The 15027-nt window shown below is 75.3% G+C and carries 15 protein-coding genes; 10 read left to right on the top strand and 5 right to left on the bottom strand.

Going from position 1 to position 15027, the window contains the following annotated elements:
* Positions 1 to 29: 29 nt before the first annotated feature.
* Positions 30 to 1130 (bottom strand): HrcA family transcriptional regulator, encoded by a 1101-nt coding sequence (locus tag ACH443_RS07360; protein ID WP_429764134.1) that lies wholly within the window; start codon positions 1128 to 1130, stop codon positions 30 to 32.
* Positions 1131 to 1379: 249 nt separating this feature from the next.
* Here ACH443_RS07360 and ACH443_RS07355 point away from each other — a divergent pair, with 249 nt between their 5' ends.
* The 4 genes from ACH443_RS07355 (at position 1380) to ACH443_RS07340 (ending at position 5813) form a co-directional block, all read left to right on the top strand.
* Positions 1380 to 1577 (top strand): hypothetical protein, encoded by a 198-nt coding sequence (locus tag ACH443_RS07355; RefSeq protein ID WP_430589922.1) that lies wholly within the window; start codon positions 1380 to 1382, stop codon positions 1575 to 1577.
* Between the two features lie 71 nt (positions 1578 to 1648).
* A complete protein-coding gene (locus ACH443_RS07350; RefSeq protein WP_430589921.1) occupies positions 1649 to 4486 on the top strand; it encodes an AAA family ATPase in 2838 nt (945 codons plus the stop codon).
* Between the two features lie 101 nt (positions 4487 to 4587).
* Positions 4588 to 4800, top strand: coding sequence for a hypothetical protein (locus ACH443_RS07345; protein WP_429764128.1), 213 nt, complete (start codon positions 4588 to 4590; stop codon positions 4798 to 4800).
* A gap of 131 nt (positions 4801 to 4931) precedes the next feature.
* Positions 4932 to 5813, top strand: a complete 882-nt coding sequence (locus ACH443_RS07340; RefSeq protein WP_429764126.1) for a DUF3097 domain-containing protein — start codon at positions 4932 to 4934, stop codon at positions 5811 to 5813.
* 18 nt (positions 5814 to 5831) lie between these two features.
* Here ACH443_RS07340 and ACH443_RS07335 read toward each other — a convergent pair whose 3' ends face one another.
* Positions 5832 to 6407: a DUF4282 domain-containing protein gene (locus ACH443_RS07335; protein WP_429764124.1), complete on the bottom strand. Its 576-nt coding sequence runs from the start codon at positions 6405 to 6407 to the stop codon at positions 5832 to 5834.
* 121 nt (positions 6408 to 6528) lie between these two features.
* On the opposite strand from ACH443_RS07335, the gene ACH443_RS07330 reads away from it, so the two are divergent.
* On the top strand, positions 6529 to 7014 hold the full coding sequence (locus ACH443_RS07330) for a DUF4870 domain-containing protein (protein ID WP_430589920.1): 486 nt from the start codon (positions 6529 to 6531) through the stop codon (positions 7012 to 7014).
* 31 nt (positions 7015 to 7045) lie between these two features.
* Here the strand turns inward: ACH443_RS07330 and hemW are convergent, their stop codons facing one another.
* Both hemW and lepA read right to left on the bottom strand, forming a co-directional pair.
* Positions 7046 to 8356 (bottom strand): radical SAM family heme chaperone HemW, encoded by a 1311-nt coding sequence (gene hemW / locus ACH443_RS07325; protein ID WP_430589919.1) that lies wholly within the window; start codon positions 8354 to 8356, stop codon positions 7046 to 7048.
* Positions 8356 to 10230, bottom strand: coding sequence for a translation elongation factor 4 (gene lepA, locus ACH443_RS07320; protein WP_429764118.1), 1875 nt, complete (start codon positions 10228 to 10230; stop codon positions 8356 to 8358). Before lepA ends, hemW begins: the two co-directional genes overlap by 1 nt.
* Positions 10231 to 10401: 171 nt before the next feature.
* On the opposite strand from lepA, the gene ACH443_RS07315 reads away from it, so the two are divergent.
* The 5 genes from ACH443_RS07315 (at position 10402) to rpsT (ending at position 13776) form a co-directional block, all read left to right on the top strand.
* Positions 10402 to 10962, top strand: coding sequence for a DJ-1/PfpI/YhbO family deglycase/protease (locus ACH443_RS07315; protein WP_430589918.1), 561 nt, complete (start codon positions 10402 to 10404; stop codon positions 10960 to 10962).
* 44 nt (positions 10963 to 11006) lie between these two features.
* Complete coding sequence (locus ACH443_RS07310; RefSeq protein ID WP_430556715.1) at positions 11007 to 11828, top strand: maleylpyruvate isomerase family mycothiol-dependent enzyme; 822 nt, start codon at positions 11007 to 11009, stop codon at positions 11826 to 11828.
* Positions 11829 to 11873: 45 nt separating this feature from the next.
* Positions 11874 to 12698, top strand: a complete 825-nt coding sequence (locus ACH443_RS07305; protein WP_429764112.1) for an alpha/beta fold hydrolase — start codon at positions 11874 to 11876, stop codon at positions 12696 to 12698.
* Positions 12699 to 12719: 21 nt separating this feature from the next.
* Positions 12720 to 13280, top strand: coding sequence for a type II toxin-antitoxin system PemK/MazF family toxin (locus ACH443_RS07300; RefSeq protein WP_430589917.1), 561 nt, complete (start codon positions 12720 to 12722; stop codon positions 13278 to 13280).
* Between the two features lie 235 nt (positions 13281 to 13515).
* A complete protein-coding gene (gene rpsT, locus ACH443_RS07295; protein WP_429732257.1) occupies positions 13516 to 13776 on the top strand; it encodes a 30S ribosomal protein S20 in 261 nt (86 codons plus the stop codon).
* 206 nt (positions 13777 to 13982) lie between these two features.
* On the opposite strand, the gene holA is transcribed toward rpsT, so the two are convergent.
* Positions 13983 to 15011 (bottom strand): DNA polymerase III subunit delta, encoded by a 1029-nt coding sequence (gene holA, locus ACH443_RS07290; RefSeq protein ID WP_430556718.1) that lies wholly within the window; start codon positions 15009 to 15011, stop codon positions 13983 to 13985.
* Positions 15012 to 15027 lie beyond the last annotated feature (16 nt).

Below are 15027 nucleotides of genomic sequence, written 5' to 3'. Positions count from 1 at the left end.
TCGGCGGGTTCAAGGATGCCGCGGGGCGGTCAGCCTGGCAGCACCCGGGACAGGTAGCGGGCGACGGCGCGGACGGAGGCGATCGTGCCCGGATAGTCCATCCGGGTGGGACCGATGGACCCCAGGATCGCCACGGTGTCGCCGTCGCCGCCGTAGCCGGAGGCGACGACGGAGGTCTCGGCGAGGCCGTCGAGACGGTTCTCGTGCCCGATGCGGACGCCGACCCCGCCGCCGACCCGGGTGACCGGCTCGGCCGCCAGCTCCGTGAGGAGCCCGAGCAGCACGACCTGCTCCTCGAGCGCCTCCAGGACGGGACTCAGCCCCTGCTCGAACCGCATGTCGGCCCGGGCGAGGTTGGCGGTGCCCGCGAGCACGATGCGGTCCTCGCGCTGCGCGCCGAGCGTGTCGACCACGAGGTCGGCGATGCCGCGGGCCAGGGGGGCCAGGGCGGCGTCCACCCCGGACACCACGCGCGCGAAGGCGGTGGGCAGGTCCGCGAGCCCCTTGCCCGCCGCGGCGGCGTTGAGGCGCGCGCGCAGCTCGCTCAGCGTGCCCTCGTCGAGGGCGCCGGGGTCGGGCTCCGGCCCCGCCGGGGCGTCCACGGCGACGACCGCGGGCTCCGCACCGGGGCCCACGCCGACGTCGAGGAAGCGCTGCTCCACCCGGCCGGCGTCGCTGATCACCACGACCAGCAACCGCGCGCCCCCCACGGGGACGAGCTCGAGGTGCCGGAGCCCCGCGAGCCGCAGCGACGGGTACTGGACCACCGCGACCTGCCCCGTGAGCTGGGCGATGAGGCGCCCGGCACGGCCGAGCACGTCGTCCATGTCGATCGCCTCGGACAGGAACGTCTCGATCGCCCGGCGCTGCGGGCTGGTGAGCGGACGCACCTCCGCGAGCCGGTCGACGAAGAGGCGGTACCCCTTGTCGGTCGGGACACGACCGGCCGACGTGTGCGGCTGGGCGATGTACCCGGCCTCCTCCAGCGCCGCCATGTCGTTGCGGATCGTGGCGGGCGAGACCCCGAGGCCGTGCCGCTCCGTGAGCACGCGCGACCCCACGGGCTCGCGCGTGTGGACGTAGTCCTCCACGATCGCGCGGAGCACGGCCAGGCGACGTTCCTCGCTCACGGTCCTCCTCGGGTCGGGTCCTTAGCACTCTCGTGTCCCGAGTGCCATCCTACGCGGGCTCGCCGGAGGTCCGGGGGACCCGGCCCCGACACGCCGGGCCCACGGCCGTCGCCCCGGCTGAGGTACCCCGCGGCCGTCTGAGGTACCCCGCCCCCTGAAGATCCGGCACCTGACCGATCCGCGCCGGTACCTCACGAACCGAGGGTGGAACCACCGGAGGCCGCCCGGCCCCGGCGAAGGAGACCGGTGATGAACGAGTACCTGTACTACGACGAGTTCCGCGCCCGCCAGGTGGACCTCGAGGAGGCGGTGCGTCACGAGGCGGCGGCACGGAGTGCCGCCCGGGAGGCGCGCCGCGCACGCCGCCGCACGGCCGTCCGGCGCCGCCGGGCGGCCCGCCGCCCGTGGGAGCTGCCCGCGGGCCTCGTGCGGCCCTGGCCCCAGTGACCGCGACGTCGGGCGCCGAGCCGGCCGTCACGAGCGCGGCGGCACCCCGTCCGGCCTGGCACGATGGCGACGTGCCCACCGGAACCGCCCCCTCGCCGCTCGTCGGCCGCGCCGCCGAGCTGACCTCCCTGCGCGAGGCGTACGCGGACGCCCGCGGCGGCTCCGGCGGCGTGGTCGTCGTCGGCGGCGAGGCGGGCATCGGCAAGACCCGTCTCGTGGCGGAGTTCCTCGCAGAGGTCCGCGACGACGGGGCGGCACCGCTCGTGCTGCACGGGCAGTGCGCCGACTCCGGCTCGGGCCCCCTCCCCTACGCCGCGCTCACCGGCGTCCTGTCCGACGTCGTCGACACGCTCGGCCCGGAGGCGACCCTCGCCGCGGCCGGTCCCGCCGCGGACGCGCTCGGGCTCCTCGCCCCCCGGCTCGTGGACGTGCGGCGCGACGTCGACACCGGCCGCCTGCCGGAGGTCCTGGCCGACCTCACGACCGCGCTCGCCGTCGAGCGCCCGGTCGTGCTCGTCCTCGAGGACCTGCACTGGTCCGACGACGTGACCCGTACGGTGCTCGCCCGGCTCGCACGCACCGCGCCGACCACCACCCTGCTCGTGATCGCCACCTACCGCAGCGACGACGTCGGGCGACGCCACCCCCTGCGCACCACCCTGGCCGAGCTGGAGCGGGCCCGGCTCGCGACGCGCGTCGACGTGCCGCGCCTCGACGCCGCCGAGGCGACGCGCCTGTTCTCGTCGCTCGTCTCGAGGCGCCCCGACGCCCCGGACCTCCCTGGCACGGTGCTCGGCGAGCTCGTCGAGCGCAGCGAGGGCGTGCCGTTCTACGCCGAGGAGCTGGCGGACTTCGCCGGCGATGCCCTGCCCGACTCGCTGCGCGAGCTGCTGCTCCTGCGCTACTCGTCCCTGAGCGACCCCGCCCAGCGCTTCTGCCGCACCGTCGCCGCCGCGGGCCAGCGGGCCCCGCACGAGCTCCTCGTCGCCATGCTCGGCGCGGGAGGCCTGGACGAGGCAGAGCCCGCCGCCCGGGAGGCGGTCGACGCGCACGTGCTCGTGGCGGACGCCGACGGCTACCGCTTCCGCCACGCGCTCATCCAGGAGTCGGTCGACGCCGAGCTGCTGCCCGGCGAGTCGCGCCGGCTGCACGCGGCGTGCGCGAGCGCGCTGGAGGACGGCGAACGCACGCTCGCGCGGGTCGCGGCCGCGGCCGACCACTGGTGGCGGGCCCGCCTGCCCGACCGCGCGCTCGCCTCGGCGGTCGAGGTCATCGCGGTGCCCGAGACCTCCGGGGAGGCCTCCTCCGCCGTGGTCGCCGCCGCGGGCGAGCGAGCGCTCGAGCTCTGGGAGCTGGTGCCCGACGCCGAGGGGGTCGCCGGGCTGCACCGCGCCGCCCTCCTGCGCCACGTGTCCGTCGCCCTCCAGGACTCCGCGCAGATCGAGCGCGCGGCGGGACTGGCCCGCGAGGCGGTGGAGGAGTGGCCCGTGGACGACCCCGCCGGGCGGGCGCAGGCGCTGTCGACCCTCGCCCACATCCTCGGCAAGGCCGGCGACCCGCGTTCGGACCGGATGCTCGACGAGGCGCTCGCGCTCCTGCCGGCGGACGACCCCGCGGGCCGGGCGCCGTTGCTCCGTCTCAAGGCGCGCAACGCGATGATGGACCACCGCCACGACGAGGCGGTCGCGGCCGCCGGCGAGGCGCTCGCCGCCGCGACGGCGGTCGGCGACCGCCAGAACGCCTCGCTCGCCCTCAACCTCCGCGCCATGAGCCGCCTGGACCGCGGGGACCTCGACGCGCTGGACGAGCTCGAGCGGTCCCACGAGGTGGCGGGCGACGACTGGCGGGCCCAGTGCCACTACTACACCAACGCGTCCGACACCCGGCTCAAGCTCGGCCAGTTCGCCGAGGCGGAGCACCTCGCCGAGTCGGGGGCGCAGCTCGCCCGCGCCCTCGGCGCCGGGTGGGCCACCCGCGCGATGCTCGAGGGCAACGTGGCGGAGGCGTGGATCGGGTCCGGCCGGTGGTCCGACGCCGAGGCGTGGTACGCACGCTCCGTCCCGCTCGTCGACCCCAGCGACTACGCCGTGTACCTGGGCGAACGGTGGACGTGGCTCACGATGTGGCGCGGTGACGTCGACACCGCCCAGGCGCGGGCGCGGGTGCACCGCGCGACCTGGCAACGCTTCGGCCGGGTGGAGGAACAGATCCGGGCGCGGGTCTCGGCGACGCTCGCCGAGCTCGCCCTCCTGCGCGACGACCTGGACGACGCGCTCGACCTCGTCCGGATCGCCGTCGACCCCGACGCCCTGGGCCCGTTCTACCGGCTCACGACGCTCGCCGTGGCCGCGCGGGTGCTCGACCGCGCCCGGAGGTCAGGGCGGCAGGTCGACGTCGCGCCGTACCGCGCGGCGCTGGCGACGTGCACCGTGTGGCCGACCTACCCGACGTGGGCGGCGCTGTTCGCCGCCGAGCTCGGCGACGGGTCGTGGGAGGCGGTCGTCGCGGCCGACGGGCCCGCGCACCTGCGGCCGTACGCCCTGTACCGCGACGGCGCGTCACTGCTCGAGGCCGGCGACCGCACCACCGCGCGCGAGCGGCTGGACGCCGCCGTCGAGGCGGCCGACGCGATCGGCTGCGGCCTCGTGGGCGACCAGGCGCGCGCGCTGCTCGACGGCGCGGGCCTCGCCCGTGGCGCCGCCCGCGCACGGCGGCCCGACCGCGCGCTCACCGACCGCGAGCGCCAGGTGCTCGCTCTCGTCGCCGAAGGCCTGACGAACGGGCAGATCGCCGAGCGGTTGTTCATCAGCCGCAAGACGGCGTCGGTGCACGTCTCCGCCATCCTGCGCAAGCTCGGCGTGTCCAGCCGCACCGAGGCGGCGCTGCTGGCGCGCGAGGACCCCTCCTGACGTCGCCCGACGCACCTGTACACATGCCCTGAGCAGTCGTGTACGCGAGGCCGTGCGCCCTCCTCCCTAGGCGTGACACCACACCCCGGCTGGAGGACATCATGGATCCGCACGTGTACGACATGCTCTTCGAGCGCCGTCAGGAGGAGCTCGAGCGCGAGGTCGCGCTGCGCCGCCTGGCGCACGAGCTCCGCGCCTCGCGCCGCGCGCTCCAGGACGCCGTCGCGGACGCGGAGCCGTCGGGACCGGCCGCGCCGGTGGAGCCCCGGCGTCGTCCCGCGATGGCACCGCTGCACCGACCGCGCCACGCGTGAGCGGAGCACGCAGCAGCGTCACCCGACACGCCCACCCGCACCCCTGCCGCGCGCCGTCCGGTCCCGACCGGGCGGCGCGCGGCGCGAGTCGGGCGCCGCTCCCCCGGGGTCGCGACCGTAGGCTCACGGCCGTGCACGACCGCTACGGCTCCGACGTCCTGTCCTCCTCCGGCTCCCGCTCCCCGGGAGCGCCGGACGGCTCCGCGCATCATCGCCGCCGACCGGTGACCCGGCCCCGCGCGGCAGACCACGGCCTCGTGGTCGAGGAGGTCACGACGGGCTGGGTGGGCGCCGTGGTGCGCGTGGAGAAGTCGGGCGGCATCCACCTCGTGGTGCTGGAGGACCGGCGCGGGCGCACGCGGTCCTTCCCGCTGGGCCCGGGCTTCTGGGTGGACGGGCAGCCGGTGGAGCTGACGGCTCCCGTGACCTCCCGCGCCCCCGCGCGGCCCACCCGGACGGCGTCTGGCTCGGTGGCGGTGCACGACCAGCGCGCGCGGGTGGCCCGCGGGTCGCGCATCTGGGTCGAGGGCAAGCACGACGCCGAGCTGGTCGAGAAGGTGTGGGGCGACGACCTGCGCGTCGAGGGCGTCGTGGTCGAGCTGCTCGACGGCGTGGACAACCTCGCGGACGCCCTCGACGAGTTCGCCCCGACGCCGGAGCGGCGGGTGGGCGTGCTGGTCGACCACCTGGTGCCCGGGTCGAAGGAGCGGCGCCTCGCCGACGACGCCCTCCGGCGGGTGCCGCGCGGGACGGTCCTGGTGCTGGGCCACCCGTACGTCGACGTGTGGCAGGCCGTGAAGGCGGAGCGGCTGGGTCTGACGTCGTGGCCCACCATCGAGCGGGGCACGGAGTGGAAGCGCGGCATCCTGCGCGAGCTGGGCTGGCCGGCGTCGTCGACCGAGGACGTCGGCCGCGCGTGGCAGCGGATCCTCGCGACCGTGCGGGACTACCGCGACCTCGACCCGGCCCTGCTGGGCCGGGTCGAGGAGCTGATCGACTTCGTCACGGCGTGACCGCGGCTCCCGCGGCGCTCAGCGGGTGCGGATGCCGTCCCGCTCCGCGTAGGCGTTGACCTTCTCCGACACCGAGATGACGGCGACGAAGAACTCCAGCGTGATGCGGGCGAGCGCCAGGTACACGAGCGCGATGATCCACCCGAACACGAGGTAGAGGATCCCGCCCCAGATCGACTGGGAGAACGTGGCGACGAGGCCCGACAGCCACGCCAGCGCGACCAGCACCGTCACGATGATGTAGACGACCTTCACCACGCTGGGCGTGATGTACCGGCTGAAGGAGTAGTCGAACAGCGCGCTGAGGAAGCCGCTGCCCTCGCCGTGGGGCGTGATCGGTCCCGCCGACCGGTCCGGCGGGTACTCGGAGCCCGGGTAGAGGCCCGGGTCCGGCATCTGCCCCTCGTACGGCTGCTGCGGCTGCGCGTAGGGCTGGTCGCCGTAGGGCGGCTCACCGCCGTGCGGGGGCGGGCCGGCGGGCGGCTGGTGCCCGTACGGCGGCTGCGGGGCGGGCTGACCGGGCGGCGGCTGGTACCCCGGCTGACGCGGCGGCTCCTGGGGGTCGCCGGGCTGCTGCGGCGTGTTCTCGCTCATCGTTCCTCCTGAGTGGGTCCGGGCGACGCACCCGGCGGGGTCGGCGCCTTCGCCCACTCTGGCCGCCCCCGAACGCCTCCGCCACCGCACGTGACCACCGCAGATGCGCGAAGATGGCTCCATGAGCACCCCGCCGTACGGACCGCCGCCGCAGCAGCCACCGGCGGGTCCGCCCCCGGGCCAGCCGCCCTACGGCGGCCAGCCGCCGGGCCAGCCGCCGTACGGCGGCCAGCCCCCGTACGGGTACGGGCCGCAGCCTCTCTCGCCGTCGGACGAGCGCACCTGGGCGATGGTCGCGCACCTCGGGCCGCCGATCCTGGCGCTCCTGAGCGCGGGGATCCTGCCCTTCCTCGTGCCGCTGCTGATCTGGCTGTTCCTGCGCGACCGGAGCGCCTACGTCGCCGACCAGGCCAAGGAGTCCCTGAACTTCCAGCTCACCCTGCTGATCGCGTACATCGTCGGGCTGATCCTGCTCATCGCCCTGGTCGGGATCGTCATCCTCATCGCGGCGTGGGTCACGTCGATCGTGTTCGCGATCCTCGCCGCCGTCGCCGTGAACCGCCACGAGGCGTACCGCTACCCGCTCAACATCCGCATGATCTCCTGACCCGCCCGGCTCGCCGTTGTGGGCGCAACGATCAGGGGGTGAGCTCGCGGACGACGGAGTCCGCGAGGAGGCGGCCGCGGCGGGTGAGGACGACGCGACCGCGCACGGCGGCGACGCCGTCGACCAGGCCGCGCGCGACGAGCCCGGCGACCGCCGAGCGGCGCGACGGGTCGAGTGCCGCGATCTCCAGGCCCTCGCGCACGCGCACGCCGAGCAGCACCCGCTCCAGCCGGGCCTCGGCGGGTGTGAGCAGCTCGCGGCCGGCGCCCGGCGACGCGCCGGACTCCAGGAGGGCGGCGTAGCGACGCGGGTGCTTGACGTTCCACCAGCGCACACCCGCGTGCTCGATCCCCTCGATGCCCTCGACGCCCTCGATGCCGGCGACGGCATCGGCACCGCCCGCCGGGCCCGCGACGTACGAGTGCGCGCCGGGACCGATCCCCCACCAGTCGTCGCCGCGCCAGTAGGCGAGGTTGTGCCGGCACGCGTGCTCCGGCCCGCGCGCCCAGTTGCTCACCTCGTACCAGCCGAGGCCCGCGTCCGTCAGCAGGTCGTCGGCCAGCTCGTACTTGGCGGCCTGGTCGTCCTCGTCGGGCAGCGCGAGCTCGCCCCGGCGCACCTGGGCGTGCATCTTCGTGCCCGGCTCGACGACGAGCGCGTACGCCGACACGTGGTCGACGCCGGTGGCGAGCACCGCCTCGAGGGACGTCCGCCAGTCCTCGAGGGACTCGCCCGGCGTGCCGTAGATGAGGTCGAGGGAGACGTCGAGCCCGGCGTCGCGCGCCCAGGTCACGACGTCGGGCACGCGGCGCGGGTCGTGGGTGCGCTCGAGCGTCGCGAGCACGTGCGGCACCGCGGACTGCATCCCGAACGAGACCCGTGTGAACCCGGCGTCCGCGAGCAGCCGCAGCGACTCGGGCGTCACCGAGTCCGGGTTGGCCTCGGTGGTGACCTCGGCCCCGTCCGCGAGCCCCCACGTGTCGTCGACGCCGCGCAGGATCCGCGCGAGGTCCGCGGCGGGCAGCATGGTGGGCGTGCCGCCGCCGAAGAACACCGTGGACACGGGGCGCGACCCCAGGCCCGCGTCGTCGAGCACGCGGGCCGCGAGGTCGACCTCGCGCAGCGCGGTCGTGGCGTACGCCGCCTGGTTCGCGCCGCCGCCCAGCTCGGACGCCGTGTACGTGTTGAAGTCGCAGTAGCCGCAGCGCACCGAGCAGAACGGCACGTGGACGTACACGCCGAACGGCCGGCCGGCGCCGTCCGGAGCGGACGGCGAGGGCCGCACCCACCCCGGCAGCGCGCCGTCGTCGGGCACGGGCGTGCCCTCAGGCAGCGCGGGCACTACTTCTTCTTGTCCTTGGCGTCCTTGCCGCCGCCGCCGTCGGAGGAGAGCGCGGCGATGAAAGCGTCCTTCGGGACCTCGACGGACCCGATGTTCTTCATGCGCTTCTTGCCCTCCTTCTGCTTCTCCAGCAGCTTGCGCTTACGGCTGATGTCTCCGCCGTAGCACTTGGCGAGCACGTCCTTGCGCATCGCGCGCACCGTCTCGCGGGCGATCACCCGGGCGCCGACGGCGGCCTGGATCGGCACCTCGAACTGCTGGCGCGGGATGATCTCCTTGAGCTTCGCCGTCATCATGACGCCGTAGTCGTAGGCCTTGTCCTTGTGCACGATGGCGCTGAACGCGTCCACCTGCTCGCCCTGCAGCAGGATGTCGACCTTCACGAGGTCGGCCGCCTGGTCGCCCGAGGGCTCGTAGTCCAGCGAGGCGTAGCCGCGGGTGCGGGACTTCAGGTGGTCGAAGAAGTCGAAGACGATCTCCGCGAGCGGCAGCGTGAAGCGCAGCTCGACGCGGTCCTCCGACAGGTAGTCCATGCCGAGCATCTGCCCGCGGCGGTCGTTGCACAGGCCCATGACCGTGCCCACGAACTCGCTCGGAGCGAGGATGGTCGCGCGCACCACCGGCTCGCGGACCTCCTTGATCTTGCCGCCCGGGAACTCCGACGGGTTGGTCACCTTCACCTCGGTGCCGTCGTCGAGCGTCACGTCGTAGACGACGTTCGGGGCGGTGGAGATGAGGTCGAGGTCGAACTCGCGCTCGAGCCGCTCGCGGACGATCTCCAGGTGAAGCAGGCCGAGGAAGCCGACGCGGAAGCCGAAGCCGAGCGCGACCGACGTCTCCGGCTCGTAGTTGAGCGCGGCGTCGTTGAGCTTGAGCTTGTCGAGGGCGTCGCGGAGCGCCGGGTAGTCCGTGCCGTCCACCGGGTACAGGCCGGAGAACACCATCGGCTTCGGGTCGCTGTACCCGCCGAGCGCCTCCTCGGCAGGCTTCGCCATGTTCGTGACCGTGTCGCCGACCTTCGACTGGCGCACGTCCTTCACGCCCGTGATGAGGTAGCCGACCTCGCCGACCCCGAGCCCCTTGGTGGGGTTGGCCTCGGGCGAGATGACGCCGATCTCGAGCAGCTCGTGCGTGGCGCGCGTCGACATCATCGCGATGCGCTCGCGCGGGTTGAGGTTGCCGTCCACGACGCGCACGTACGTGACGACGCCGCGGTAGGTGTCGTACACGGAGTCGAAGATCATCGCGCGGGCCGGGGCGTCGGCGTCGCCGACGGGGGCCGGGACCCGCTCGACGATGCGGTCGAGCAGCGCCTCGACGCCCTCGCCGGTCTTGCCGGAGACCTTGAGGACGTCCTCGGGGTCGCCGCCGACCAGGCCCGCGAGCTCCTCGGCGTACTTCTCCGGCTGCGCCGCCGGCAGGTCGATCTTGTTGAGGACCGGGATGATCTCGAGGTCGTTCTCCATCGCCAGGTACAGGTTGGCGAGGGTCTGCGCCTCGATGCCCTGCGCCGCGTCGACCAGCAGGACGGCGCCCTCGCAGGCCGCGAGCGAGCGGGAGACCTCGTAGGTGAAGTCGACGTGCCCCGGCGTGTCGATCATGTTGAGCGCGTGGGGCTGCTCGCCCAGCTGCCACGGCATGCGCACGGCCTGCGACTTGATGGTGATGCCGCGCTCGCGCTCGATGTCCATCCGGTCGAGGTACTGCGCCCGCATGGCCCGCGGCTCGACGACGCCGGTGAGCTGCAGCATGCGGTCGGCGAGCGTCGACTTGCCGTGGTCGATGTGCGCGATGATGCAGAAGTTGCGGATGAGCTCGGGCGCCGTGGCGTTCGGCTCGATGCGCGCACGCAGCGCGGGTCCGGGGATGGGCAACGCGATTCGCTCCGTCAGGGTCGCTGGATGGGTGTCGTCGGTGGTGACGAGGCCCGGCCATTGTCCCATGAGGTTGTCCGCCGCGGTCCCGGGCACGTCCCGCGTGCGGGCGTCGCGCCCCGCTGCGTACGGTCGGGGTCCACCGACCGACGTGACGGGAGGAGCCCCGACATGACCGACACCGCACTGACCGGCAAGCGCGTCCTGGCGATCGTGACGAGCTACGGCGTCGAGCAGGACGAGCTCGTCGTCCCGCTCGAGCACCTGCGCGCCGCGGGCGCGGAGGTGGTGGTCGCCTCGAACGAGCCGGGCGACGTCCGCACCCTCGTCGGCGACAAGGACCCCGGGCGGGCCGTGCGCGCCGACACGACGTACGACGCCGTCGACCCCGACGGCGTCGACCTCCTGCTGGTGCCCGGCGGCACGATCAACGCGGACACCCTGCGCCTGCAGGAGGCCGCGATCGGGCTCGTCACGACGTTCGCGCACTCCGGCAGGCCCGTCGCCGCCATCTGCCACGGCCCGTGGGCGGTGGTCGAGGCCGGGTGCGTCGGCGGCGCGACCCTCACCTCCTACCCGTCCCTCGCGACCGACGTGCGCAACGCCGGCGGCCGCTGGGTGGACCGGTCCGTGGTGCGCGACGACGGCGCGGGCTTCCCGCTCGTGACCTCCCGGACCCCCGACGACCTGGACGACTTCCTCGGCGAGGTCGACGCCGTCCTGGGCGCCTGAGACACCCCTCCCGGACTGGCCGGTCCTGGCGCTAGCCTCGCGCCATGCCGACCCCGCCCGCCGCGCAGCCCCGCCCCGACGTCGACCCGCGCACGGGGCGCCGCACCGACGGCGGCCCCGAGCCCGACCGCCTGGCCCTGCTGGCCCGGCTGCAGGACGAGTTCGCCTCCGCGGCGGCCGACGTCGCGCCCGACGCCCTCGTCCCGGCCTGCGGCGACTGGCGCGCGGCCGAGCTGGTGCTGCACCTCGCGGGCGTGCACCACTGGGCGGCAGGCATGGCCGTGGGCGACCCGTCGCGCGACGAGGACCTGCCCGCGCCCGACCTCACGGGCCCGGGCTCGCGCGGGGCTCTCGCCGCGCTCTACGCCCGGCACGCCGCCGACCTGCGTACGACGCTCGACGCCGCCGGCCCGGAGGGTGCCGCGCAGACGCTGCTCGGCGACGGCCCCGCGTCGTTCTGGTGGCGGCGACAGCTGCACGAGACGCTGGTGCACCTGCACGACCTGCGCGCCGCGCGGCGGGGGTCCGGACCGGACGCGCTGGGCGCGGTCGCCGTCGCGCCCGAGGTCTGGGGCGACGGCGTCGACGAGATCGTGGCGATGTTCCAGCCGCGACAGGTGCGGCTCGGCCGGATGGCGCCGCTCGCCGACCGGCTCCGCGTGGTCGCCTCCGACCTCGGCTGGTCCTGGACGCTCGGTGCCTCCGCGGCCTCCGCCGACGACCGGGTGGACGCGACGCTCGCGGCGCCGGCGCAGCGGCTCGACCTGCTGCTGTGGGGTCGGCTCACGCTCGCGGAGGCCGGCGCCGTCGTCGAGGGCGACCTGGATGCGGCGCAGCGCGTGCTCGCCGAGCCGCTCGTGCCCTGACGGTCCCGTCCGATGAGTCGCGGCGGGCCGGTCGGTCCACCCGGCATGACAGACGAGACCGCCACGCCCCCCGCAGCCACCGACCTCACCACGGCCACCGCCACCACCGCGCGCGGCGACCGCGTCACCTACGACCTGCGCGGCTCCGGCCCCGCCGTCGTCTTCGTCGCCGGCGCCGGGCCGTTCCGCGCCGTCGACCCGGTGACGACCCGCACGGCCGAGCTCCTGGCGCAGGCGGGCGTCACGACCGTCGTCTTCGACCGGCTCGGCCGCGGCGACTCCCCCGCCTCCGGGCGTCTCGACCTGGACCGCGAGCTGGACGCCGTCGCGGCCGTGCTCGACGCCGCGGGCGGGGCCGCCGTGCTCTGCGGGCACTCGTCCGGCTGCTCGATCTCGCTGCGCGCCGCCGCCGCGGGCCTGCCTGTCCTGGGGCTCGCGCTGTGGGAGGCGCCGCTGGAGTCCGGCGCCGACGCGACCGCGGCGTGGGCCGGGGAGTTCGTGCGCCGGCTCGACGCCGGCGACCTCGAGGGCGCCACCGAGCAGTACATGAAGGACATGCCGCCGGAGTGGCTCGCCGGGGCGAAGGCCTCGCCGGACTGGCCCGCGATCGCGGCGTCCGCCGTCTCGCAGCGCGCCGACGCGCTGTCGCTCGTCTGGGCGACGCGGGCGCTGGAGGACGGCGGGCTCGCGGGCCTGGCGACGCCCCTGCTGGCCATGACCGGGGAGCGGACGTTCCCCGGGATGCCGGAGGCCGCGCGCGACCTGGCCGCCGCGGTGCCGGACGGGACCGCCGAGACGGTGGCCGGCGCCGACCACTCGTGGGAGCCCGAGGCGATGGCCGACCGGCTGGCGCGGTTCGTGCTCGAGTGACCCGCACGTAGGCTGTCCGCCGTGGCGAACCGATGGCTGAACCTGCTGGTGGACGTGCTGCGCGCGGCGACCCGCCCGTCGTCGCGCGGCTCCGCGCGGCCCACCTCCACCACCCGTCCCTCGAGCCCCCGCCCCGCGTCGAACCGGCGCGGCACGACGACGCCCGCCCGGGCCGCCGGCTACCCCGGCGACTACACGGGCACGGTGCGCCCGGCGTACTCCCCGAACATGGACGGCGAGCCCGACCCGGGCGAGGTCGTCTGGACGTGGGTGCCGTACGAGGAGGACCACAGCCAGGGCAAGGACCGGCCGGTGCTGCTCGTGGGCCGCGACGGCCCGTGGTTGCTGGCCCTGCAGCTCACCAGCAAGGACCACGACCGCGACGCCGCGCAGGAGGCCCGGCACGGGCGCCTCTGGATGGACGTCGGCACCGGGGCGTGGGACTCGCGGAAGCGCCCGAGCGAGGTGCGCCTCAACCGTGTGATCCGCGTGGACCCGCAGGCCGTGCGCCGCGAGGGCGCCGTCATGGACCGCCGGACGTTCGACCGGGTCGCCCGGGCGATGGCGGACGCGCGCCGCTGATCCGGCGTCCGGCCCGACCTGGGCGGATGCCCGGGCGGATCTCACAGACCGGCACCGCGCACGCGGTTCTGCCGGGCTGGACCCCTCTGCTATCGTTGATGTTTGCGTGTCCGCCCAGGTCGGCGGGCACAGCCGCAGTTCCTCTCCACGGGTTCCCCACCCCAGTCCCGGAGCTGTGGCCGCCCTCTACGACCTATCCGCTCGCCGGCAGGCGAACACACCAGGAAGTCCACACGTGGCAAACATCAAGTCCCAGATCAAGCGCATCAAGACGAACGAGAAGGCGCGCCTGCGCAACAAGGCCGTCAAGTCTGAGCTGAAGACCTACGTGCGCAAGGTGCGCGAGGCCGTCGCCGCGGGCGACAAGGAGGCCGCGACCACCGCGCTGCAGGCCGCGTCCCGCAAGCTCGACAAGGCCGTCTCGAAGGGCGTCATCCACGCCAACCAGGCCGCGAACCGCAAGTCGGCCATCGCGAAGCAGGTCGAGGCTCTCTGAGTCGCCTGTAGTCGTCGCGCTCCGTCCGCCTGACGCCTCTCACGTCGGGGCGGACCAGCAAGGCTCCGAAGGGCGCCGCACCCACCGGGTGCGGCGCCCTTCGCGCGTCCCGCGGCCCTGCGGCGGGCCTGCAGGCGCGGTGAGCGGGAGACGAGCCCGCCTCGCACGAGCTCCGGGGCCGATCGCCCGCTCACCGCGGGGTGGGGTCAGCCGCGGCGGGAGCGGGCGATCGTCAGCACGGCCTTCTCGACGGCGTAGACCGGGTCGCGGCCGCCGCCCTTGACGTCAGCATCGGCCTGGGCGACGGCGCCGATGGCGGTCGCGAGCCCCTCGGGGGTCCAGCGGGAGAGGTCCCGCTGGGCGTTGCGCACCTGCCAGTCCTGCAGCCCCAGCTGCCGCGCGGTGGCCGCGCCGCCACGGATGGCCGCGACCCGCGCCAGGGTGCGCAGGCGCAGCGCGAGGGCGGCGACGATCGGCACCGGGTCGGCGCCCGTCGCCAGGGCGTGGCGCAGGAGGGCGACCGCACCCCCCGTGTCCCCCGCGACCGCCGCGTCCGCGACCTTGAAGCCCGTCGCCTCGACCCGCCCGCCGTAGTACCGGTCGACGACGGCCTCGCTGATGGTGCCGGTCGTGTCCGCGACGAGCTGCGAGCAGGCGGACGCGAGCTCGCGCAAGTCCGTGCCCAGCGCGTCGACGAGCGCCCGGACCGCCGCCGCGTCCGCCCGGCGGCGGGCGGCGCGGAACTCGGCCGTCACGAACTGGACCTTGTCGGCGTCCTTGGAGATCGGCTCGCACTCGAGCACGGGGGCGCCGCTGGCGACGATCGCGTCGAGCATCTTCTTGCCCCGCTGCCCGCCCCCGTGCACCACCACGACGACCGTCTCCGGGTCGGGCGCCGCGACGTACGCGACCACGTCCGCGACGAGGTCCTCGGTGGCCGCCTCGGCACCCCGCACGACGACGACGCTCGGCTCGCCGAACAGCGACGGGCTCGCCGCGACGGCCAGCTGGCCCGCGGCGTACGTGCCGCCGTCGAGCTCGGCCTTCTCGGTGGTGGCGTCGCGCTCGCGCGCCAGGCCGACGACGCCGTCCACCGCCCGCTCGGCGAGCAGTCCCTCCGGCCCGCGCACCAGGAGGACCGGCGCCAGCGTGGGGTCGTCCCACGGCCGGCTGTTCGCCGACGGCCTCCCCTTCCGGGCGGGACGGGGCTGTCGGGACGTGGAGGCTGCGGGCACGCCCCCAGCCTGCCAC

Source organism: Isoptericola sp. NPDC019571 (genome assembly GCF_044389385.1).
Taxonomy (GTDB): Bacteria; Actinomycetota; Actinomycetes; order Actinomycetales; family Cellulomonadaceae; genus Isoptericola; species Isoptericola nanjingensis.
Note: the sequence above shows the minus strand (reverse complement) of the source record. Positions and strands in the feature narration are given on the sequence as shown.